The organism is Thauera sp. (assembly GCF_035444905.1).
GTDB lineage: Bacteria > Pseudomonadota > Gammaproteobacteria > Burkholderiales > Rhodocyclaceae > Thauera.
In genome coordinates this window covers 83,294-103,418 of sequence record NZ_DAOMPS010000010.1, presented here as the reverse complement: position 1 = coordinate 103,418, position 20,125 = coordinate 83,294, and the positions used below count along the sequence as shown (strand labels likewise).

At 67.6% G+C, this 20,125-nt stretch carries 18 protein-coding genes; 3 read left to right on the top strand and 15 right to left on the bottom strand.

From position 1 onward, the window contains the following. The 3 genes from rpoD to rpsU all read right to left on the bottom strand — a co-directional run. On the bottom strand, nucleotides 1-1,685 hold a 1,685-nt coding region (gene rpoD / locus PLC66_RS07100; protein ID WP_324538806.1), incomplete at its 3' end, for an RNA polymerase sigma factor RpoD. A gap of 48 nt (nucleotides 1,686-1,733) precedes the next feature. Further along, entirely contained in the window at nucleotides 1,734-3,602 is a 1,869-nt protein-coding gene (gene dnaG / locus PLC66_RS07095; protein WP_324538804.1) for a DNA primase, read from the bottom strand. Nucleotides 3,603-3,738: 136 nt separating this feature from the next. Then, nucleotides 3,739-3,951 (bottom strand): 30S ribosomal protein S21, encoded by a 213-nt coding sequence (gene rpsU / locus PLC66_RS07090; protein WP_002924646.1) that lies wholly within the window; start codon nucleotides 3,949-3,951, stop codon nucleotides 3,739-3,741. Between the two features lie 137 nt (nucleotides 3,952-4,088). Between rpsU and tsaD the strand changes: the two genes are divergently transcribed. Continuing rightward, nucleotides 4,089-5,123, top strand: coding sequence for a tRNA (adenosine(37)-N6)-threonylcarbamoyltransferase complex transferase subunit TsaD (gene tsaD, locus PLC66_RS07085; RefSeq protein ID WP_324538802.1), 1,035 nt, complete (start codon nucleotides 4,089-4,091; stop codon nucleotides 5,121-5,123). 31 nt (nucleotides 5,124-5,154) lie between these two features. On the opposite strand, the gene plsY is transcribed toward tsaD, so the two are convergent. After that, complete coding sequence (gene plsY / locus PLC66_RS07080; RefSeq protein WP_324538800.1) at nucleotides 5,155-5,763, bottom strand: glycerol-3-phosphate 1-O-acyltransferase PlsY; 609 nt, start codon at nucleotides 5,761-5,763, stop codon at nucleotides 5,155-5,157. A 156-nt stretch (nucleotides 5,764-5,919) separates the two neighbouring features. Here plsY and PLC66_RS07075 point away from each other — a divergent pair, with 156 nt between their 5' ends. Continuing rightward, nucleotides 5,920-6,294, top strand: a complete 375-nt coding sequence (locus PLC66_RS07075) for a dihydroneopterin aldolase (protein WP_324538798.1) — start codon at nucleotides 5,920-5,922, stop codon at nucleotides 6,292-6,294. A gap of 73 nt (nucleotides 6,295-6,367) precedes the next feature. Here PLC66_RS07075 and PLC66_RS07070 read toward each other — a convergent pair whose 3' ends face one another. The 9 genes from PLC66_RS07070 to PLC66_RS07030 all read right to left on the bottom strand — a co-directional run bounded on the left by PLC66_RS07070 (nucleotide 6,368) and on the right by PLC66_RS07030 (nucleotide 15,116). Beyond that, entirely contained in the window at nucleotides 6,368-6,730 is a 363-nt protein-coding gene (locus PLC66_RS07070; protein WP_324538796.1) for an H-NS histone family protein, read from the bottom strand. Between the two features lie 200 nt (nucleotides 6,731-6,930). Beyond that, nucleotides 6,931-7,419: a Cys-tRNA(Pro) deacylase gene (ybaK, locus tag PLC66_RS07065; protein ID WP_324538794.1), complete on the bottom strand. Its 489-nt coding sequence runs from the start codon at nucleotides 7,417-7,419 to the stop codon at nucleotides 6,931-6,933. Nucleotides 7,420-7,489: 70 nt separating this feature from the next. Further along, nucleotides 7,490-8,419, bottom strand: a complete 930-nt coding sequence (xerD, locus tag PLC66_RS07060; RefSeq protein ID WP_324538792.1) for a site-specific tyrosine recombinase XerD — start codon at nucleotides 8,417-8,419, stop codon at nucleotides 7,490-7,492. Further along, a complete protein-coding gene (locus PLC66_RS07055) occupies nucleotides 8,416-8,940 on the bottom strand; it encodes a methylated-DNA--[protein]-cysteine S-methyltransferase (protein WP_324538812.1) in 525 nt (174 codons plus the stop codon). The genes xerD and PLC66_RS07055 overlap by 4 nt, the downstream gene beginning before the upstream one ends. 11 nt (nucleotides 8,941-8,951) lie before the next feature. After that, nucleotides 8,952-10,229, bottom strand: coding sequence for a glutamate-5-semialdehyde dehydrogenase (locus PLC66_RS07050; protein ID WP_324538790.1), 1,278 nt, complete (start codon nucleotides 10,227-10,229; stop codon nucleotides 8,952-8,954). Nucleotides 10,230-10,335: 106 nt separating this feature from the next. Next, complete coding sequence (holA, locus tag PLC66_RS07045) at nucleotides 10,336-11,346, bottom strand: DNA polymerase III subunit delta (protein ID WP_324538788.1); 1,011 nt, start codon at nucleotides 11,344-11,346, stop codon at nucleotides 10,336-10,338. Nucleotides 11,347-11,383: 37 nt separating this feature from the next. Then, nucleotides 11,384-11,953 carry an LPS-assembly lipoprotein LptE gene (locus PLC66_RS07040; protein ID WP_324538786.1) on the bottom strand — a complete coding sequence of 190 codons (570 nt, stop codon included), beginning with the start codon at nucleotides 11,951-11,953 and terminating at the stop codon, nucleotides 11,384-11,386. Nucleotides 11,954-11,964: 11 nt separating this feature from the next. Continuing rightward, a complete protein-coding gene (leuS, locus tag PLC66_RS07035; RefSeq protein WP_324538784.1) occupies nucleotides 11,965-14,592 on the bottom strand; it encodes a leucine--tRNA ligase in 2,628 nt (875 codons plus the stop codon). Between the two features lie 182 nt (nucleotides 14,593-14,774). After that, nucleotides 14,775-15,116, bottom strand: coding sequence for a hypothetical protein (locus tag PLC66_RS07030; protein ID WP_324538782.1), 342 nt, complete (start codon nucleotides 15,114-15,116; stop codon nucleotides 14,775-14,777). A gap of 316 nt (nucleotides 15,117-15,432) precedes the next feature. On the opposite strand from PLC66_RS07030, the gene PLC66_RS07025 reads away from it, so the two are divergent. Next, nucleotides 15,433-17,658: a UvrD-helicase domain-containing protein gene (locus PLC66_RS07025; RefSeq protein ID WP_324538780.1), complete on the top strand. Its 2,226-nt coding sequence runs from the start codon at nucleotides 15,433-15,435 to the stop codon at nucleotides 17,656-17,658. A gap of 36 nt (nucleotides 17,659-17,694) precedes the next feature. Here the strand turns inward: PLC66_RS07025 and PLC66_RS07020 are convergent, their stop codons facing one another. Further along, on the bottom strand, nucleotides 17,695-18,564 hold the full coding sequence (locus PLC66_RS07020; RefSeq protein WP_324538778.1) for an HDOD domain-containing protein: 870 nt from the start codon (nucleotides 18,562-18,564) through the stop codon (nucleotides 17,695-17,697). Between the two features lie 123 nt (nucleotides 18,565-18,687). Beyond that, entirely contained in the window at nucleotides 18,688-20,085 is a 1,398-nt protein-coding gene (locus PLC66_RS07015) for a phosphomannomutase/phosphoglucomutase (RefSeq protein WP_324538776.1), read from the bottom strand. Nucleotides 20,086-20,125: the final 40 nt, after the last annotated feature.

The window sequence follows — 20,125 nt, the reverse complement described above, 5'->3', positions numbered from 1 at the left end:
CCGATCGGCGTCTCCATGGAGATCGGCTCCTTGGAGATCTTCATGATCTTGCGGATCTTCTCCTCGGGCATCTCCATCTTCTCGGCCAGCGTCGCGGGATCCGGTTCCGAGCCGGTTTCCTGCAGGATCTGTCGGCTGATACGGTTCATCTTGTTGATCGTCTCGATCATGTGCACCGGGATGCGGATGGTGCGCGCCTGGTCGGCGATCGAGCGCGTGATGGCCTGGCGGATCCACCAGGTGGCATAGGTCGAGAATTTGTAGCCGCGGCGGTATTCGAACTTGTCCACCGCCTTCATCAGGCCGATGTTGCCTTCCTGGATCAGGTCGAGGAACTGCAGGCCGCGGTTGGTGTATTTCTTGGCGATCGAGATCACCAGGCGCAGGTTGGCCTCGGTCATCTCGCGCTTGGCGCGGCGCATCTTGGCTTCGCCGGTGGACATCTGGCGGTTGATGTCCTTGAGCTCCTTGAGCGGGATGCCGATCTTGTCCTGCAGGTCGATGAGCTTCTGCTGCTCCTCGAGCACGGCAGGGTGGATGCGCATCAGGCCTTCGGCGTAGTTCTTGCCGGCGGCGATCTCGTCCTTGAGCCAGTCGAGGTTCACCTCCTGGCCGGGGAAGACCTTGATGAAGTGCTGGCGCGGCATGCCGGCGCGATCCACGCACAGCTGCAGGATCTGGCGCTCGTGGCTGCGCACCTGCTCGACCATGTGGCGGACCGAATCGCACAGCTTCTCGATGGCCTTGGCGGTGAAGCGGATGTTGAGCAACTCGTCCGAGATCTGCTGCTTGAGCGCGAGGTAGGCCTTGTCCTGCGAGTCCTTCTTGTCGAGCACGGACATCTTCTTCTCGTACAGCTCGCGGATGACCGCGAAGCGCGCGAGGGCATCGTTCTTGAGCTGAAGCAGGGAAGCCGCGTTGGCGCGCTCGGCGCTGTCGGCGTCGTCTTCCTCGTCGTCGGCCTCGTCGTCAGTGCTGTCCTCGTCGTCGGTGGCGCTGGTGGCGGCGCTGTCGTCCTCGCTGTCCTCCTCGGCCGCTTCCTCGCTGCTCGCGTTGGGGTCGATGAGGCCGTCGATGAGCTCGTCGATCTTCGCCTCGTCCCTGGCGATGCGGTCGACGATCTCGAGCATCTCGGCGATGGTGGTCGGGCAGGCGGAGATGGCCTGCACCATGTGCTTGAGGCCGTCCTCGATGCGCTTGGCGATCTCGATCTCGCCCTCACGGGTGAGCAGCTCGACCGTGCCCATCTCGCGCATGTACATGCGCACCGGATCGGTGGTGCGGCCAAACTCGGAGTCCACCGAGGACAGGGCCTGCTCGGCTTCCTCTTCGGCGACATCCTCGTCGACGTTGGTCGCGACGCTGTCGGACATCAGCAGGTCTTCGGCGGCCGGCGCCTCGTCATAGACCTGGATGCCCATGTTGTTGAAGGTGCCGATGATCCCTTCGATCTGCTCGGCATCGGCGACGTCATCCGGGAGATGGTCGCTGATTTCAGCGTACGTGAGGTAACCACGCTCCTTGCCGAGCGTGATCAGCGTCTTCAGCCGGGTGCGGCGCACCTCCGCGTCGAGCGGGGTGGCAGCGGGGCTTTCGACGACGGGGGATGCCTTGTCCTTCGCCTTGGAAGGACGTCCCTTCGTGGGGGCGTCCTTGCGCGGATCCTTGGCTTTTTCGCGTGCCATAGCACTCCTCAGTTGAGGGTGTAAGAAAATGAGAAACCCGAAATTATACTATAAATTTGAGACTTTACCGCCACTTGCGAGGTTCCTCTTCTCGAGCAGGAGCTCGCTCAGGCGGTGTCTGTGGGCGCTGTCGAGCCCTTGCTCACGATCCCTTTGTAGCAGGGCGGCGATCTCATTGCTGACACTGTCGGCGTGGAGTTTGCGCAAGCTGTCGTCGAACAGGGTTTCGACCACCGCTTCGTCGAACTCGGCGTCGACGAGTTCCGCGGCGACCCGCGCCAGGGTCTCGCCGTGGGGGGTGTCGCGAAAGCGTTCGATGAGCGCGCCGAGCCCGCCGGCCGGGACCGGCTCGCCCAGGCTGAGCATGTCGATGATGGCGATCAGAGCCAGCCCTTCGGGGCTGTCGTCAGGAATCAGGCTGACCGGCAGGCGGGCGGCCCAGGTCGGGTGTTGCAGCACCAGGCGCAGCAGCGTGCCGGCGGTCGAGGGGGGTTTGCGCCGGCCTTGCAGGCGCGGCCGTTGCATGCTCGGGCGCGCGGCGCGGCGCGCTCGTTCGGTGGCGACGGGCGGCGGTGCTTCATGGCTCGCGCCGGCCTGTGCAGGTGTGGTGTCGGGGCCGCGTCGGCGCGGCTGACGCGCCGCCAGCTGGGCAAAGGCCTGCTCGACCTCGGCCTGGGTCAGGCCGCTCGTTTCGGCCACCGCCTTGATCACCTGCAGCCGCAGCAGCGGGGCGCCAATGCGGGTGACGAGCGGGGCGGCCTCGTGCACGAAGGCGGCCCGCCCTTCGGCGCTGTCGAGCGGGTGGCGGTCGGCGAGTTCCTGGATCAGGAAGCGGGCCAGGGGGGTAGCGCTGCCGGCAGCCTTGCGGAAGGCGTCGGCGCCCTCGGCGCGAACGAAGGAATCAGGGTCGTGTTCAGCGGGCAGGAACAGGAAGGCGAGCGTGGCGTCGTCGCGTAGCGATTCGAGGGCATTCTCGAGGGCGCGCCAGGCGGCGCGGCGGCCGGCGGCGTCGCCATCGAAGCAGAACACGACGCGGTCGGTCTGACGCAGCAGCGTGTGCACATGCTGCGGTGTGGTCGCGGTGCCGAGGGTGGCGACGGCGTTCTCGATGCCGAACTGGGCCAGCGCCACCACGTCCATGTAGCCCTCGACGACGACGGCGAAGCCGGCATCGCGGATCGCCTTCTGTGCCAGGAAGAGACCGTAGAGTTCGCGCCCTTTCTCGAACAGCGGGGTTTCCGGTGAGTTCAGATACTTGGGCTCGCCCCTGTCGAGCACGCGGCCGCCGAAGGCGATGATGCGGCCGCGGCGGTCGTGGATCGGGAAGACGATGCGGTTGCGGAAACGGTCGTAGCGCCGGCCCTGATCGTTGTCGATGACGAGGCCGGCATCGGCAAGCGTCTTCGCCTGGTAGTCGGGGAAGACCTTCTGCAGCGCCTGCCAGTCGTCGGGCGCAAAGCCGAGGCCGAAGCGCGCGGCGACCTCGCCCGACAGGCCGCGGCGTTTGAGGTAGTCGATCGCCTGACGGGCGGGCTTCAGCTGTTCGCGGTAGAAGCGCGCAGCAATCGCCATGGCCTCGTACAGGCGCGCGCTGGCGTCGTCCTGCGCCGGGCTGGCGCTGCGGCCGTCATCGGGCACCTGCAGCCCGGTCTGTGCGGCCAGCTCCTTGACCGCGTCGACAAAGCCGAGCCCGCTGTACTCCATCAGGAAGCCGATCGCGCTGCCGTGCACGCCGCAACCGAAGCAGTGATAGAACTGCTTGGACGGACTGACCGAGAACGAAGCGGACTTCTCGCCGTGGAAGGGGCAGCAGGCGAAGTAGTTCGCGCCGCTTTTCTTCAGCGGCAGGTAGCGTTCGATGACGTCGACGATGTCGACGCGCGAGAGCAGTTCCTGGACGAAGGACTGGGGGATCATCGAGCGCGCAGGGCTGGTTGCGTGCGCCGCGGATAGGGGCGGCGCGACAACACGCGAGAAAAAGCATCACGCCGGGCGAAGGTCGCGTGACCTCCGGCCGGCGTGCAGGCAACCCGCGGGGCGGGTGCGAGGAGAATCAGTACAGCTTCGGCGGCAGGGTCTGGCTGCGCAGGCGCTTGTGATTGCGCTTCACGGCGGCGGCCAGCTTGCGCTTGCGCTCGGCGGTGGGCTTCTCATAGAACTCGCGCGAGCGCAGCTCGGTCAGCACACCGGTCTTCTCGATGGTGCGCTTGAAGCGGCGGATCGCAACCTCAAACGGCTCGTTTTCCTTGACGCGGATACCGGGCATTGCGGACTTCCTTGGGTGTCTGGTGGGCAGAAAGACGGCGAATATAACCGAGACCGCAGCTCAAGGCAAGGGGATCGATCCTCCCGCGTGCGCTGGCTGCGGTTAAAATGCGGATCCGAATCAAGCGGATGCACTTCATGAAAGTTCTCGGCATCGAAACCTCCTGCGACGAGACCGGCGTGGCGATCTACGACACCCAGGCCGGGCTGCTGGCCCATGGGCTGCATTCGCAGATCGACCTGCACGCGGCCTATGGCGGGGTGGTGCCCGAACTGGCCTCGCGCGACCACATCCGTCGCCTGCCGCTGCTGCTGAAGCAGACCGTGGCCGATGCCGGCGTGGCGCTGGCGGACATCGATGCCGTGGCCTACACCGCGGGTCCCGGCCTGGCCGGCGCGCTGCTCGTGGGCGCAAGCGTGGCCGAGTCCTTCGCCATGGCGCGCGGGATCCCGGCGCTGCCGGTCCATCACCTCGAGGGCCACCTGCTGTCGCCGCTGCTGTCGGCCGACCCGCCCGCCTTCCCTTTCGTCGCCCTGCTGGTGTCGGGCGGCCATACCCAGCTCATGCGCGTGCGCGGGGTGGGCGACTACGCGCTGCTGGGCGAGTCGGTCGACGATGCCGCGGGCGAGGCCTTCGACAAGACCGCGAAGCTGCTCGGCCTGGGTTATCCGGGCGGGCCGCAACTGGCGAAGCTGGCCGAGCAGGGGGTGCCCGGGCGTTTCCGCCTGCCGCGGCCGATGCTGCACTCGGGCGATCTCGACTTCAGCTTCAGCGGCCTGAAGACGGCGGTGCTCAATGTCGTCTCCGCGCCGGATTGGGATCCGCGGCGCATGGCGGATCTGGCGGCCGAGTTCCAGCAGGCCGTGGTCGAGGTGTTGTGCGCTAAGGCGCTCGCGGCGCTGAAGAAGGTGGGGCTGAAGACCCTGGTCGTGGCCGGCGGGGTGGGTGCCAACCGCTGTCTGCGCGACACGCTCGACGCCGCGCTGGCCAGGCGCGGTGGTCGGGTGCACTACCCCGAGCCGGCACTGTGCACCGATAACGGCGCGATGATTGCGTTTGCCGGTGCGATGCGACTGGCTGCCGGCGAGCGCGGCCCGGAGATCATCGCCGTCAAGATCCGTCCGCGCTGGCCGATGGTCGAACTCAGGCCGCCGTGCCCGCCGCCAGGCTGAGCGCGGCCGCACGGGGGCAGTGAGCTCGCCGTCAGGCTTTGGGCTTGTCGGTCTTCTTGCCGCCAATCCGGCCCTCGGTACCGGCGCGCAGGCGTGCGATGTTTTCCTTGTGGCGCCAGATCAGTACCGCCGACATGACGGCCAGTGCCGCTACCGCCATCTGCGGGCCAAGAAACAGCAGGCCCGCCAGCGGTGCGGCGATGGCCGCCGACAGCGCGGCGGCCGAGGAGTAGCGGGTGGTGTAGGCGATCATGAGCCAGATCACCGCGCAGAAGATCGCGATCCGGCCGTCGACTCCCGCCAGCACGCCCAGGGCGGTGGCGACTCCCTTGCCGCCATTGAAGCGCAGGAAGACTGAAAATACGTGACCGAGAAAAGCGGCGAGGCCGGCAAGAGCGGCCTGGCCGGCGTCGAAGCCGAGCCGTGTCGCGGCCCACACTGCGAGCCAGCCCTTCAGGCTGTCGCCGAGCAGGGTCACTACCGCAGCGGCCTTGTTGCCGCTGCGCAGCACGTTGGTGGCGCCCGGGTTGCCGGAGCCATACTGGCGCGGGTCCTGCAGGCCGAACAGCTTGCTGCTGACGATGGCAAACGGGATCGAACCGAGCAGATAGGCGGCAATGAGAAGGAACAGGAGCGACATCGAGACTCCTCGGCCAAGGTGGGGCGGGCCGGTCCGGGTTCAGCAGGTCGGAAGGGTGAGGATTCGTGCAGGTGCGACGGCGTGCAGGGGCGAAGCTTTTCGGCAGCGCGTGCCGGGCACAGGCTAGAATTGCGGCGATTCTAAACGGGAAGCAGCATGGATTTCATCTTTATCGAGGAATTGCGCGTCAAGGCCTGGGTCGGTATTTACGATCGGGAAAAGACCGGGCCGCAAACCGTCGAGCTCAATCTGACCTTTGGTGTGCCCGACGCGGCGGCCGAGCACGACGACATTGCCGATACGATCGATTACGCCGAGGTCACGGCACGCATTCGTCGCGAGCTCGGGGAGCGCCATTTCAATCTGATCGAGAGTCTTGGCGAATTCATCGTGAATATGTTGTTCGATGAATTCCGGGCGCCCTGGGTCAAGCTCAGGGTCGCCAAGATTGGCGTCATGAAGGACGTGCGACGGGTCGGTGTACATATCCAGCGCGGTCGCGACGGTATTGTCGTGCCGCCTTCGGCGTGACGCCGCGCTGATCGGCCGCGCCCGGGCGAGAGGCGCGGCGTGAATCAGACGCGGTTACTCAGATGGCCATTTGTCAGGCGGCGAGTTCGTCCAGCGACTTGCCCTGCGCGATCCAGTCGAGCGCCCATTGTGGCTTGCGCCCACGCCCGCTCCACCCCTGGTCGGGATTGGCCGGGTTGCGGTATTTGACGACACTGACCGGCTTCGCCTTCTTTGCGCCGGCGCGTGGGCCGCGCTTGGCGGCCGGCTTGGCTTCGGCTGCCGCTGCAGGAGGCGCCTCGAGCAGATCGCCCAGCGTCAGGCCCTCGTCGGCGGCCATCTTCTGCATGCGCTTGAGCAGCGTGCGCCGCGTGGTGTCGCTGCGACGGCGGATCTCGCTTTCGATCTTCGCTTGCAGTTTGCGCAGGTCGGGCAGGGTGTAGGAAGACAGGTCCATGAGTTCTCCGGGCGTGGTGGAAATCGGCAATCGCGTTGCCTTTACGTTGATCGCGTTCGATTCTGATTTGCGCGCAATTGTGCCACTTGTAAAAGCGGATGGAAATTGATTACGCAAAATAACCCGACAGCGCATGAGTTGGGCTTTCGATTGGCGCCGCGTTCAATTGCCGCTGCCGCGCCGGATTCCAGCCCGAAAATTCAGTTGGCGACGTGAACGAGTTTGGGCTGCAGCAGGCGCAACAGGTCGTGCGAATGGAGCCCGACCAGAAAACCCCGGCGCCCGCCGTTGATGTAGATCAGCGGCAGATCGAGAATGGTGCGTTCCATATACACCGGCATCTGCTTGCGCGTGCCGAAGGGCGAAGTGCCGCCGACGAGAAAGCCGGTGTGGCGATTGGCCGTTTCCGGCTTGCAGGTTTCGACGTGCTTGCAGGGGATCTCGCGCGCCAGCTCCTTGGTCGAGACCTTGCGATCGCCATGCATCAGCACGATCAGGGGCTGGGCATGCTCGTCCTCCATGACCAGGGTCTTGATCACGGCGTGTTCGCTGACATTGAGTTCGCGCGCCGACACGGCGGTGCCGCCGTGCTCCTCGTATTCGTACAGATGCGTCGAAAAGGCAATTCCATGCTGGCGCAGGAAGCGGGTGGCCGGTGTTTCGGGGGCGCGGGTGTCTTGTTTGTTCATGATTGCGACCGGTTCGGCTGGATTGGGCGACGATCTGCCGCCGTGGATGCAATTGTATGCCGGCGCGCCATCAGGCGCGCGGATGATGTCTGGCATGCAATTGCTTGAGTCTCTCGCGTGCCACATGGGTATAAACCTGGGTCGTTGAAATATCGGCATGGCCGAGCAGCAATTGCACCACGCGCAGATCGGCGCCGTGATTGAGCAGGTGGGTGGCGAAGGCGTGGCGCAATGTATGGGGTGAAATGCGCTCGCGCGCGATGCCGGCATCCATTGCATGTTGTTTGACGATGCGCCAGAACATCTGCCGCGTCATGCCGGCGCCGAGTCGCGTGACGAAGACTTCGTCGCAGCGGCGGCCGGCGAGCAGGGCCGGTCGCCCTTCGGCCAGGTAGCGCATCAGCCAGTCGGCGGCGATCTCGCCGAGCGGCACCAGACGCTCCTTGCTGCCCTTGCCCATGACGCGCACCACGCCCTCGTTGAGGCCGAGCGCGAACACCTTCAATCCCACCAGTTCGGATACGCGCAGGCCGGCCGCATACAGCACCTCGAGCATGCAGCGGTCGCGCAGGCCCTGGGGCGTGTCGACATCGGGGGCGGCGAGCAAGGCCTCGACCTGGGCTTCGCTGAGGGTCTTCGGGAAGCGCTCGGCCGCCATCGGCGAATCGAGCAGCAGCGTGGGGTCCTCGGCGATCTCGCGGTTGGCGAGCAGCATGCGGTAGTAACGCCGCCAGGTGGCCAGCAGGCGGCGCTGGCTGGCCGGCTTGGCAGTCCTACTGAATTCGGCGAGATAGGCGGCCAGCTCGCCGGGGCTGGCGCCCGGCAGCGTCAGCGCGCGCTTCTCGAGCCAGGCGGCGAAGCGGGCGAGGTCGCTGCGGTAGCCCGCCAGTGTATTGGCCGCGAGGCCGTGCTCCAGCCACAGGGCGTCGGCAAAGCGGTCGAGCTCGCGGCGGTGGTGGTCCTGCAGACCGGACTCCACCGCCGGTGGGCGAGCACTCACCGCGCCCCTTCGAAGGCCAGCAGCCAGCGCTTGACCTCGAGCAGCCAGCCATCGTGCGCATTGGCGAAGCCGCCCAGGCCGCCCGTGGCGGTGACGCGGTGGCAGGGCACGACGAGCGGGTAGGGGTTGGCGCCGCAGGCCTGGCCGACCGCCCGCGGCGCACTGCCGAGGCGTGCTGCGAGCTCGCCATAGGTGGCGGTGCGCCCACGCGGGATGGTCCGGATCGCCTCCCATACGCGGCGGCGGAAGGGCGTGCCGCAGGCGGCGAGCGGGATCGGGAAGGGTTCGTCGGGCGTGTCGATCCATGCTCGCAGCGCATGGGCGGCAGCGCCGGCGGTGGCATTGCGCGGATCGACGAGCGGCGTTCCCGGCGGCAGGAAGACGAGTTCGCGCAGCACGCCCTCGTCGGCGCGAATGCCGACGGGGCCGAAGGGCAGGGCGATGATGGCGTCGAAGCCCGCCGAGCAGGCCTTGCCGTCACTGGCGCGAGCGTGGGCGGCGGGGGGCAGGTCCCTGGCCATGGTCGGGTGGCTCAAGGGCGGACTTCGCCGTTGCCGAACACGATCCACTTCTGGCTGGTCAGGCCTTCCAGTCCGACCGGGCCGCGGGCGTGGATCTTGTCGGTGGAGATGCCGATCTCCGCCCCCAGGCCGTATTCGAAGCCGTCGGCGAAGCGCGTCGAGGCATTGACCATCACCGAGGACGAGTCCACCTCGCGCAGGAAGCGCATCGCGTGGCTGTAGTTCTCGGTGACGATCGCCTCGGTATGGCCGGAGCTGTAGGCGTTGATGTGGGCAATGGCGGCGTCGAGGCCGTCCACGATCTTCACCGCGATGATCGGGGCGAGGTATTCCTCGCGCCAGTCGGCTTCCGTCGCCGCGACGAGCCTGGCGCCGTCGATGCAGGCCTCGCGCAGCAGCGCCAGCGATTCGGCACAGCAGCGCATCTCCACGCCCTTGGCGGCGAGCATGCGGCCGATCTCGGGCAGGTAGATGTCGGCCACGTTGCGCGCCACCAGCAGCGACTCGGCCGTGTTGCAGGTGCCGTAGCGCTGGGTCTTGGCGTTCTCCACGATCGGCACCACCTTGGCGGGGTCGGCCTCGTCGTCGATATAGACGTGGCAGTTGCCGTCCAGATGCTTGATCACCGGCACGCGCGCGTCCTTAGAGATGCGCTCGATCAGGCCCTTGCCGCCGCGTGGCACGATCACGTCCACGAACTCGGGCATGCTGATCAGCGCGCCGACGGCTTCGCGGTCGGTGGTCTCGACCACCTGCACCGCATGCTCGGGCAGGCCAGACTGGATGAGGCCGGCGCGCACGCAGGCGGCAATGGCGCGGTTGGCGTTGATCGCCTCCTTGCCACCGCGCAGGATGGCGGCGTTGCCCGACTTCAGGCACAGCGCGGCGGCGTCGGCGGTGACGTTGGGGCGCGCCTCGTAGATGATGCCGATGACGCCGAGCGGCACGCGCATCTTGCCGAGCTGGATGCCGGAGGGGCGGCGCTTGATGTCGCTCATCTCGCCGACCGGGTCGGGCAGTGCGGCGACCTGCTCGAGCCCCACGGCCATCGCCTCGACGCCCTTGTCGTTCAGGGTCAGGCGGTCGATCAGCGCCGGCTCGAGGCCGGCGGCACGGGCCTCGGCAAGATCCCTGGCGTTGGCGGCGAGCAGTTCGTCGCGGCGGGCGCGGATCTCGGCGGCCATCGCGCTCAGCGCAGCGTTCTTGACCGCGGTCGAGGCGGCGGCGAGCACGCGCGAGGCGGCGCGCGCCTGGCGACCGAGGGTCTGCATGTAGTCTTGAATGTCCATCTTCACGGAGTCCGGCTTGATTGTCGGCTTGAGTGCCTGTGTCTTGCAGCCCGCAATTAAAGCACCGATCGCCGCGCTCGTGGGCGGCGTCGCCGACGTCAGGCGCTCAACGGCGCTGGGCCAGCCGCAGGCTCAGCTGCAGGAATTCGTCCCACACGTCGCCCGCGGCCAGGCCCTTGATGATGCGGTCGATGCGGGCGGCGTGCATCAAGGCGGCGCGCAGGCCGCCCTGGGTGAGGCGGGCGAGGGCGCGGCCGACGGCCTGCTGGCGGCGCGGATCGAAGATGCGCTCGGCCTTGAACAGGGCGGGCAGGGGCTGGCCGGCGTCGCGGCCGGCGCACAGCGTGGCGAGGCTGCGCGTCTCGTTGGCGAGCGCCCACAGCACCAGCGGCGGCGCCGCGCCTTCGCCCCTGAGGCCCTCGAGCAGGCGTGCGCAGCGCGCCGGATCGCCCTCGACGACGGCCTGGCGCAGCTTGTCGATGTCGTAGCGGGCGACGTTGAGCACGGCGTCCTGCACCTGCTCGAGCGTCAATGCGCCTTCGGGGTGGAGCAGGCCGAGCTTGAGGATCTCCTGGTGGGCGGCGAGCAGGTTGCCTTCGACGTGCTCGGCGATGAAGGCCAGGGCCTCGGCGCCAGCGGTCTGCCTCTGCGCGGCCAGGCGGCGGCCGATCCAGTCGGGCAGGCGCTCGCGTTCGGGCGCGTTCAGCTCGAGTGTGTTCGCCGCATCGCTGAGGGCCTTGAACCAGCCGGTCTTGCGCGTCTGCCAGTCGACTTCGGGCAAGGTGACCAGGGTCAGGGTCTGCGCTGGCAGGTTGGCGATGTATCGCTGCAGCGCGTCGCCGCCGTCGCGGCCCGGCTTGCCGCCGGGGATGCGCAGATCGATCAACTTGGCGCCGCCAAAGAGCGACAGGTTGCCGGCGGCCAGCGTCAGCGCGTCCCACTTGAAACCCTGGCCGACGACGAGCGTCTCGCGCTCCTCGTAGCCCTGGCGGCGGGCCGCGGCACGGATCGCGTCGGCCGCCTCGAGCACCAGCAAGGGCTCATTGCCGTGCAGCAGCCACAAGGGGGCGAGCGGGCGCTCGAGTAGGGGGGCGAGCTGGTCGGGGCGGAGGTTCATGTGCACAAGAGCCTGCAGGCGACGCTCGGCCAGGCCTTCAGTCGGCGCGGCTCACCACGGCGAGACGGCGCATGAGCTGCTGCACCAGGTCGGCCTGCATGTCGCGGTAGAGCAGGGCTTCTTCCTGCTCCTTGCCCAGGACTTGCGAGTCATCGAAGGTGTATTCCCTGCGTGCCGACAGGTTGGTCGGCGGCAGCAGGCTCCGGCCGTCCTTGTCGATCAACTGGAAACGCAGGGTCTGCGTGAGCTGGTACTCGCGCACCTTGCCGGCACCGGTCAGGCTCAGAATCTCGCGACCGCGCGAATTGGCAAGGATCTGCAGGCGGGCCTCGGCTGCGGCCGCGTCCTCGACGACGGTGGTCGTGCCGCTGGTGGCGATCTGGCGGCGCAGTTGGGCGCCCAGCTCGGTCTGTGCGGGCGTGTTGATGTGCACGGTGGCGAAATCGAGCGCCTGCGGGCCACGCAGGCGGAAGCCGCAGCCCGACAGCAGCAGCGCGCCCAGCCCGCCGCCGGCGAGCAGCAGGCGGCGGCGAGGCAGGCCTGGGCTGAGGTCCGCGCTGCGTACGCCGGCATCGTCAGCGTGATTGAGGGGGCGACGATCGGGCATGCACGGCATCCTCAGGCGACGATGTTGACCAGGCGGCCGGGCACGATGACGACCTTCTTCGCCGGCTTTCCTTCCATGAACTTCTGCGCCGCCTCCGAGGCCAGCGCCAGCGCCTCGATGTCGGTCCTGGCGGCGTCGGCGGCGACCTTGATGCTGCCGCGCAGCTTGCCATTGACCTGCAGCATCAGCTCGATCTCATCCTGCTTCAGTGCGTCCGCGCTGACCTCCGGCCAGCTCGCGGCGAGGATGTCGGTGCCGAAGCCGCAGTCCTGCCAAAGCGCATGGCCAATGTGCGGGGTGATCGGCGACAACAGGCGCAGCAGGATGGACAGGCCTTCCTCGGCGACCTCGGCGTGCGCGGCAGGCTCGGCCGGTGCGAGTTCCTTGTGCGCCTTTTCCAGCGCATTGAGGATCTTCATCGCCGCCGACACCACGGTGTTGAACTGGTGCTTGCCGAAGTCGTAGCTCGCCTGCTTGAGATGGGTGTGGATCTCGCGACGCACGTCGGCCGCCGCTGGGGGCAGGGCGTTGGCGGCGAGGCGGCGCTCGGCCGGCAGCGCGGCGCGCGTCTCGCTGGCGAAGGCGTGGCCGTAGTTCCATACCCGGCGCAGGAAGCGCGAGGCGCCCTCGACGCCGGAGTCGGACCATTCGAGCTGCTGGTCGGGCGGCGCGGCGAAGATGATGAACAGGCGCGCGGTGTCGGCGCCGTACTGGTCCACCAGCGACTGGGGGTCGACGCCGTTGTTCTTCGACTTCGACATCTTCTCGGTGCCGCCGATGACCACCGGCAGGCCGTCGGATTCCAGCTTGGCGGCGACGATGCGGCCGCGCTCGTCACGTTCGACGACCACGTCGGCCGGGTTGATCCACTGCTTCTTGCCGCCGTCGAGCTCGCGGTAGTAGGTCTCTGCCACCACCATGCCCTGGGTGAGGAGCGCGCTAAAGGGCTCGGACACGTTGACCAGGCCGCAGTCGCGCATCGCGCGAGTGAAGAAGCGCGAGTAGAGCAGGTGCAGGATGGCGTGCTCGATGCCGCCGATGTACTGGTCGACCGGCGCCCAGTAGTTGACGCGCTCGTCCACCATCGCGGTCGTGCTGTCGGCGCAAGCGTAGCGCAGGAAGTACCAGGACGACTCGACGAAGGTGTCCATGGTGTCGGTTTCGCGCTTGGCCGGCTGGCCGCACTTGGGGCAGGCGCATTCGTAGAACTCGGGCATCTTGGCCAGCGGCGAGCCGCGGCCGGTGATCTCGACGTTCTCGGGCAGTACCACCGGCAACTGCTCGTCGGGCACCGGCACGTCGCCACAGTCGGCGCAGTGGATCATCGGGATCGGGCAGCCCCAGTAGCGCTGGCGCGAGATGCCCCAGTCGCGCAGGCGGTACTGCACGCGTTTGGCGCCCAGACCCTTGGCGGCGAGGTCGGCGGCGATCGCATCGACGGCGCCCTGGAAGTCGAGGCCGTCGTACTTGGCGGAATTCACCAGGCGGCCGTAGTCGGCGTAGACGTCCTGCCAGGGGGCGACCGTGTCGGCGTAGGCGTCCGAGCCGACCACCATGCGGATCGGCAGCGCGTACTTGGTGGCGAAGGCGAAGTCGCGCTCGTCATGCGCCGGCACCGCCATCACCGCACCCTCGCCATAGCCCATCAGCACGTAGTTGGCGACCCAGACCTCGAGCGGCTCGTCGGAAAGCGGGTGGCGTACCTTGAGGCCGGTGGGCATGCCCTTCTTTTCCATCGTGGCGATGTCGGCCTCGGCGACGCCGCCGCGCTTGCATTCCTCGATGAACTCGGCGAGCGCCGGGTTGCTGGCCGCGGCCTGGGTGGCGAGCGGGTGCTCGGCGGCCACCGCGACATAGGTCGCCCCCATCAGGGTGTCGGCGCGCGTGGTGAACACCTTCAGCGCGCCCTCGTGGCCGATGCTGGAGACATCAAAGGGGAAGGCGATCTCCACGCCTTCCGAGCGCCCGATCCAGTTCTTCTGCATCAGCTTGACCTGTTCGGGCCAGTCGGGCAGCTCGTCGAGCGCCGACAGCAGCTCGTCGGCGTAGGCGGTGATCTTCATGTAGTACATGGGGATCTCGCGCTTCTCGACCAGCGCACCCGAGCGCCAGCCGCGGCCGTCGATGACCTGCTCATTGGCGAGCACGGTCTCGTCGACCGGGTCCCAGTTCACCGTGCCGAGGCGCTTGTAGATCAGGCCCTTCTCGAACAGGCGGGTGAACAGCCACTGCTCCCAGCGGTAGTACTCGGGGGTGCAGGTGGCCAGTTCGCGCGACCAGTCGATGGCGAAGCCGAGGCGCTTGAGCTGCGCCTTCATGTAGTCGATGTTGGCGTAGGTCCACTTGGCCGGCGGCACGTTGTTCTGGATCGCGGCGTTCTCGGCCGGCATGCCGAAGGCGTCCCAGCCCATCGGCTGCAGCACGTTGAAGCCCTTCATGCGGTGGAAGCGCGCGAGCACGTCGCCGATGGTGTAGTTGCGCACATGCCCCATGTGCAGCTTGCCCGAGGGGTAGGGGAACATCGACAGGCAGTAGTACTTGGGCTTGCTCGCGTCTTCCGTCACGCGGAAGGCGTCGGTGGAGTCCCAGTGCTGCTGGGCGGCCGTCTCGACGGCGGCGGGCTGGTATTTGTCCTGCATGAGCGTGCGTGCGGGCTTTATGGCGTTGAAAACACGCCAGTATACCTTGAAGCTCACGGCGCGCGGTGGTCGCCGCTGCGCGGACGGAGGGCAAAAAGGCGGCACTCCGCGCCGGGCGGAGTGCCGAACTCCATTCAAGGAGGGAGGGAGACGGGAAAGCGGTGGGCGCGTTGCGCCGCGGCTCAGGCGGTCCTGCAGGCGGCCTTGTGGCTGCCCAGGTGTTGCTGGCGCTGCCAGTTGGCACGGACGGCAACGATCATGTCCTCCATCGCCAGCAGCGGCAGGCGGAGCATGCGGTTCTGACTACGCACATAGGGCAGGAGCTGGGGAGCGCACAGGTTGCTGCGCTCCTTCTGAAGCAGGCGCTGGAAATGCTCCATGGCCGCGCCCCAGTACTCGGCGTTGCCGACCCAGCCGGTTTCGTCCGTGGCTTGACGGACGGCCTTGCGCCACAGGGCTTCGGCGCGTTCGATCGAGATGCCTGCCTTGCGGGCATACCAGGGCAGCAGCTTGGGTGTCTTCATGATCTGTTCTCCTGTCGGGCCGAGTGGGCTCGAAAAATCGTGGTCCGTCTTCTGAACTCGCCACGCCCTACTTACGTTGTGGCGCAATGTACCGAGTGGACCTGTAGTTTTGCTTGATTCTGGGCAATTCAGAGCGGGTCGGGTGTGAGAAGTTCCACGCCCGTCGTCCGAAATGTTGCATTGCACAACTGCAATTTAGCCCATCTCTGCATTGACGCAAGCAGGCTGTTGCTGCAACGCAACAGGCTGTTCACCGTCGTGGCTGTCGGCGAAGGTCCGTGGCGTCGATACAATGCGCGCTCGAAAAGGAATCACGATGTCCACGCTGCTTGCCAATCTGAATGCCGAACAACTTCAGGCGGTCACCCTGCCGCCACAGCACGCACTGATCCTGGCCGGTGCCGGCTCGGGCAAGACCCGCGTGCTGACCACCCGCATCGCCTGGCTCATCCAGTCCGGCCAGGTCGACCCCGCAGGAATCCTGGCGGTTACATTTACCAACAAAGCGGCCAAGGAAATGCTCGCCCGCCTGTCGTCCATGCTCACGGTGAGCACCCGCGGCATGTGGATCGGCACCTTCCACGGCCTTGCCAACCGCCTGCTGCGCGCCCATCACCGCGATGCCGGGCTGCCCCAGCTGTTCCAGATCCTCGATTCGGGCGACCAGCTCGCCGCGATCAAGCGCCTGCTGAAGACGCTCAATGTCGACGACGAGAAATTCCCGCCGCGCGAGCTGCAGCACTTCATCAACGGCCAGAAGGAAGCCGGCAACCGGCCGCATGCGGTCGAGGCCTGGGACGACTACACCCGCCTGCGCGTTCAGCTCTACCAGGAGTATGAGGCGCAGTGCCAGCGCGAGTCTGTTGTGGATTTTGCGGAGTTGCTGCTGCGCAGCTACGAGCTGCTCGAACGCAACGAGCCGTTGCGCCGCCACTACCAGCGCCGCTTCCGTCACATCCTGGTCGATGAGTTCCAGGACACCAACCGCCTGCAGTACCGCTGGCTCAAGCTCTTCGCCGACGAGGGCCGCGAGGGCGGCGCGGCGATGTTCTGCGTCGGCGACGACGACCAGAGCATCTACCGCTTCCGCGGCGCCGAGGTCGGCAACATGCGCGACTTCGAGCGTGAGTTCCGCGTGCACAACGTCATCCGGCTGGAGCAGAACTACCGCTCGCACAGCAACATCCTCGATGCGGCCAACGCCATCATCCGCCACAACGCCAACCGCCTGGGCAAGAACCTGTGGACCGACCAGGGCGCGGGCGAGCCGATCCGCGTGTTCGAGGCCTATTCGGACGGCGACGAGGCGCGCTGGATCGTCGAAGAGATCCAGTCGCTGGTGCGCGACGGCGCGCTGAGGAGCGAGATCGCGCTGCTCTACCGCTCCAACGCGCAGTCGCGCGTGCTCGAGCACCAGCTGTTCTCGGCCGGCATCCCCTACCGCGTGTATGGCGGGCTGCGCTTCTTCGAGCGCCAGGAGATCAAGCACGCGCTCGCCTACCTGCGCCTGATCGCCAACCCGGACGACGACACCTCGTTCGCGCGCGTGGTGAATTTTCCCACCCGCGGCATCGGCGCGCGCTCGCTCGAGGCGCTCACCGACGCCGCGCGCGTCTACAACACCAGCCTGTACGCCACCGTGCCGCATCTCACCGGCAAGCCGGGCACCTCGCTGGCGCAGTTCGTGCGCTTGGTGGAGGACCTGCGCCGCGACACCGCCAGCCTGCCGTTGCCCGAGCTGGTCGACCACGTGCTCGACCTGAGCGGCCTGCGCGCGCACTACAAGGCGGACAAGGAGGGGCGTGAGCGCCTCGAGAACCTGGACGAGCTGATCAACGCCGCGGCCAACTTCCTCGCCGAGTCGCAGGCACAGTCGGGCCCGGGCGACGCGCTCGCCCAGCCGCATGCGCTGCTGGCCGACTTCCTCGCCCACGCCTCGCTGGAAGCCGGCGACCACCAGGCCGACCAGGGCGCGGACGCGGTGCAGCTGATGACGGTGCACTCGGCCAAGGGCCTGGAGTTCAACGTGGTCTTCCTGTCCGGGCTGGAGGAGGGCCTGTTCCCGCACGAGAACAGCATCCTGGAAACCGATGGCCTCGAGGAGGAGCGGCGGCTGATGTACGTGGCCGTCACCCGGGCGCGCGAGCGGCTCTACCTGAGCTTTGCGCAGAGTCGCATGCTGCATGGGCAGACGCGCTACAACCTGCGCTCGCGCTTCCTGGAAGAGGTGCCGGCCGAGCTGACGAAATGGCTCACTCCGCCAAACCCGCGGTCGGCCGCTGGTGGCGCGATGGCGGGCATGGGCGGCGGCTACTTCAAGCCCTCATCCGCAGCGGCCCCGGTGCAGCGCGCGCCGCGGCCGAGCTTCGCGACCCTGCCCAATGGGCTGCGCATCGGTCAGTCGGTCAGTCATGCGAAGTTCGGTCAGGGGGTGATCGTCGCCGCCGAGGGCAGCGGCAGCGATGCCAAGGTGCAGATCAACTTCGGCCCGGCCGGGGTGAAGTGGCTGCTGCTCGGGGTGGCCAAGATCGAGCCGGTGTAGCGCCGGCGGGGGGCAGGCCGAGGCCGGCTGCCGCCTTCAGGCGGCCTCGTCGCGGGTGTGGCAGTCGAAGGCGTAGACGAGGTCGTCGGCGATGTCGTCCAGTTCGGCCGGCGAATAGCCCAGGAAGCGCGCGACCGGCTCGCGCCCCTTGTCCCATTCGGCGTCGCGCCGGGTGCGCAGGTGGGTGCCGGCGACATACTCGCCGACGACGTTGATGGCGATCAGCGCCCGCGCCTCCGCATCGAGTCCGGCGTCGCCATCCAGCACCGAGTAGTCGTGATGGCACAGGATGCCCTGGCACACGGCCTCGGTCAGGCCCCAGGAGCGTGCCAGGAGGTAGCCGATGGTGGCGTGATTGGTGTCGAGCGCCTCGTCCTCGACCGCGGTGAACCAGCGCTCCGTTGCCTGGTTGGCAATCCCCAGGATCTGCTTGTAGTTGTCGAAGCGCTGCACCAGCAGCGGGATGCCGCAGTCGTGGAACAGGCCGAAGGTGTAGGCGGTCTCGGGGCGGGCGCTGCCGGTCTTGCGTGCGAACAGGGCGCTGGCTGCCGCGGTATAGCGCGAGTTGTCCCAGAAGCGCTCGAGGGAGGCGTTGCGGTCGGAGATCGCGTTGCGCAGCGTGGCCTCCTGCACCAGGTTGGTGAGGGTGCCGAAGCCGAGCAGGCGGATCGCCTCATCGACCGAGGCGATCCGGCGGCTCACGCCGAAGAAGGGCGAGTTGGCCGACTTCACCACCACCGCCGCCAGTCCGACATCCTTGCCGATCAGCGCGGCGATGCGCTTGCCGCTGACCTGGGGCTGGCGCAGCTCGGCCATCAGCTCGGCGAGCACATTCGGGCAGGACGGAATGTGGATGCCTTTCAGTGCCGCTTCGATGTCGTCCGCTCGGCGTGCCGTGGTGCTCATAGAACCTGTCTCCGATGCATCGTTTGCTGACCATCACGCTAACACGTGCGAGGCTGGCCGCGCGCTGGAATTGCGCGCGCGGCGTGCGGAATTCCCGCGCCGTGCGAGGGCTCGCCTGCGCGCTCAGAAGGGCAGCGACAGACCCGGCCAGACCCCATCGATCGCGCCCCTGAACGCGGCCTGGATGGCCGCGAGTGCAGCCTCGTCGTCGGCCTCGAAGCGCAGCACCACGACCGGCGTGGTGTTCGATGCACGGGCGAGGCCGAAACCCTGCGCGTATTCGACGCGCACGCCGTCGAGGGTGATGACCTGCTGCGCGCCGGGGAAGCAGGGCGTGTCCGCCAGTGCGGCCTGCTGCAGGCGTCGCACCAGCTCGAAGGGCTCGCCTTCCTTCATCTTCAGGTTCAGCTCCGGCGTGCTTACGGCGTCGGGCAGCGCCTTCAGCGCGGCATTGGCGTCGGGACGCGCGGACAGGATCTCGAGCAGGCGGGCGCCGGCATACAGGCCGTCGTCGAAGCCGAACCAGCGCTCCTTGAAGAACATGTGGCCGCTCATCTCGCCAGCAAGCGGGGCCCCGGTCTCCTTGAGCTTGGCCTTGACCAGGGCGTGGCCGGTGTTCCACATCGTCGGCTTGCCGCCGCGGGCACGGATCCAGGGGCCGAGGTTGCGGGTGCACTTGACGTCGTAGATGATCTCGCCGCCCGGCACCCGGTTGAGCACATCCTCGGCAAACAGCATCAGCTGGCGGTCGGGGAAGATGATCTCGCCGTCCTTGGTGACCACGCCGAGGCGATCGCCGTCGCCGTCGAAGGCGAGCCCGAGCTCGGCGTCGGTCTCGCGCAGGACGCGGATCACGTCCTGCAGGTTCTCGGGCTTGGAGGGGTCGGGGTGGTGGTTGGGGAAATTGCCGTCGACCTCGCAGAACAGCTCGATGACCTCGCAGCCCAGGCGCCGGAACAGTTCGGGCGCGATGCCGCCGGCCACGCCGTTGCCGCAGTCGACGACGATCTTCATCGGCCGTGCCAGCCGGACGTCGCTCGCCACGCGCGCGACATAGGCGGCGCCGACGTCGGCGCTGCGCAGGCTGCCGGCGCCACGGGCGAGGTCGTTCTCGGCGATGCGCCGACGCAGGTTCTGGATCATGTCGCCATACAGCGTCTGCCCGCCGAGCACCATCTTGAGGCCGTTGTAGTCGGGCGGGTTGTGGCTGCCGGTCACCGACACGCAGGAGTCGCAGCCGAGCTCGAAGGCGGCGAAGTAGCTCAGCGGTGTCGGCACGCAGCCGATGTCGATGACGTCGACGCCGGCGGCGCGGATGCCATCGGCCAGCGCCCCTGCCAGCGCCGGGCCGGACAGGCGACCGTCGCGACCGACCGCGATCGTGCGCTGGCCGCGCGCGACGGCTTCCGAGCCGAGCGCATGGCCGATGGCCTGCACCGCGGCCGGCGTCAATACCGTGTCGACGATGCCGCGGATGTCGTAGGCCTTGAAGATCTCGGGGGCGGGCAGGGCGTGCGTCATGAGAATGTCCTGAGCAGGAAGGCGGGAAAGACCGGCATTC

Coding starts and splice junctions, on each gene's coding strand:
- dnaG (WP_324538804.1), bottom strand. CDS start 3,602: ATGATCCCCCAGTCCTTCGTCCAGGAACTGCTCTCGCGCGTCGACATC.
- PLC66_RS07030 (WP_324538782.1), bottom strand. CDS start 15,116: ATGAAGACACCCAAGCTGCTGCCCTGGTATGCCCGCAAGGCAGGCATC.
- PLC66_RS07050 (WP_324538790.1), bottom strand. CDS start 10,229: ATGGACATTCAAGACTACATGCAGACCCTCGGTCGCCAGGCGCGCGCC.
- PLC66_RS07015 (WP_324538776.1), bottom strand. CDS start 20,085: ATGACGCACGCCCTGCCCGCCCCCGAGATCTTCAAGGCCTACGACATC.
- PLC66_RS07020 (WP_324538778.1), bottom strand. CDS start 18,564: ATGAGCACCACGGCACGCCGAGCGGACGACATCGAAGCGGCACTGAAA.
- PLC66_RS07070 (WP_324538796.1), bottom strand. CDS start 6,730: ATGGACCTGTCTTCCTACACCCTGCCCGACCTGCGCAAACTGCAAGCG.
- leuS (WP_324538784.1), bottom strand. CDS start 14,592: ATGCAGGACAAATACCAGCCCGCCGCCGTCGAGACGGCCGCCCAGCAG.
- PLC66_RS07075 (WP_324538798.1), top strand. CDS start 5,920: ATGGATTTCATCTTTATCGAGGAATTGCGCGTCAAGGCCTGGGTCGGT.
- ybaK (WP_324538794.1), bottom strand. CDS start 7,419: ATGAACAAACAAGACACCCGCGCCCCCGAAACACCGGCCACCCGCTTC.
- rpsU (WP_002924646.1), bottom strand. CDS start 3,951: ATGCCCGGTATCCGCGTCAAGGAAAACGAGCCGTTTGAGGTTGCGATC.
- PLC66_RS07025 (WP_324538780.1), top strand. CDS start 15,433: ATGTCCACGCTGCTTGCCAATCTGAATGCCGAACAACTTCAGGCGGTC.
- PLC66_RS07055 (WP_324538812.1), bottom strand. CDS start 8,940: ATGGCCAGGGACCTGCCCCCCGCCGCCCACGCTCGCGCCAGTGACGGC.
- tsaD (WP_324538802.1), top strand. CDS start 4,089: ATGAAAGTTCTCGGCATCGAAACCTCCTGCGACGAGACCGGCGTGGCG.
- plsY (WP_324538800.1), bottom strand. CDS start 5,763: ATGTCGCTCCTGTTCCTTCTCATTGCCGCCTATCTGCTCGGTTCGATC.
- holA (WP_324538788.1), bottom strand. CDS start 11,346: ATGAACCTCCGCCCCGACCAGCTCGCCCCCCTACTCGAGCGCCCGCTC.
- PLC66_RS07040 (WP_324538786.1), bottom strand. CDS start 11,953: ATGCCCGATCGTCGCCCCCTCAATCACGCTGACGATGCCGGCGTACGC.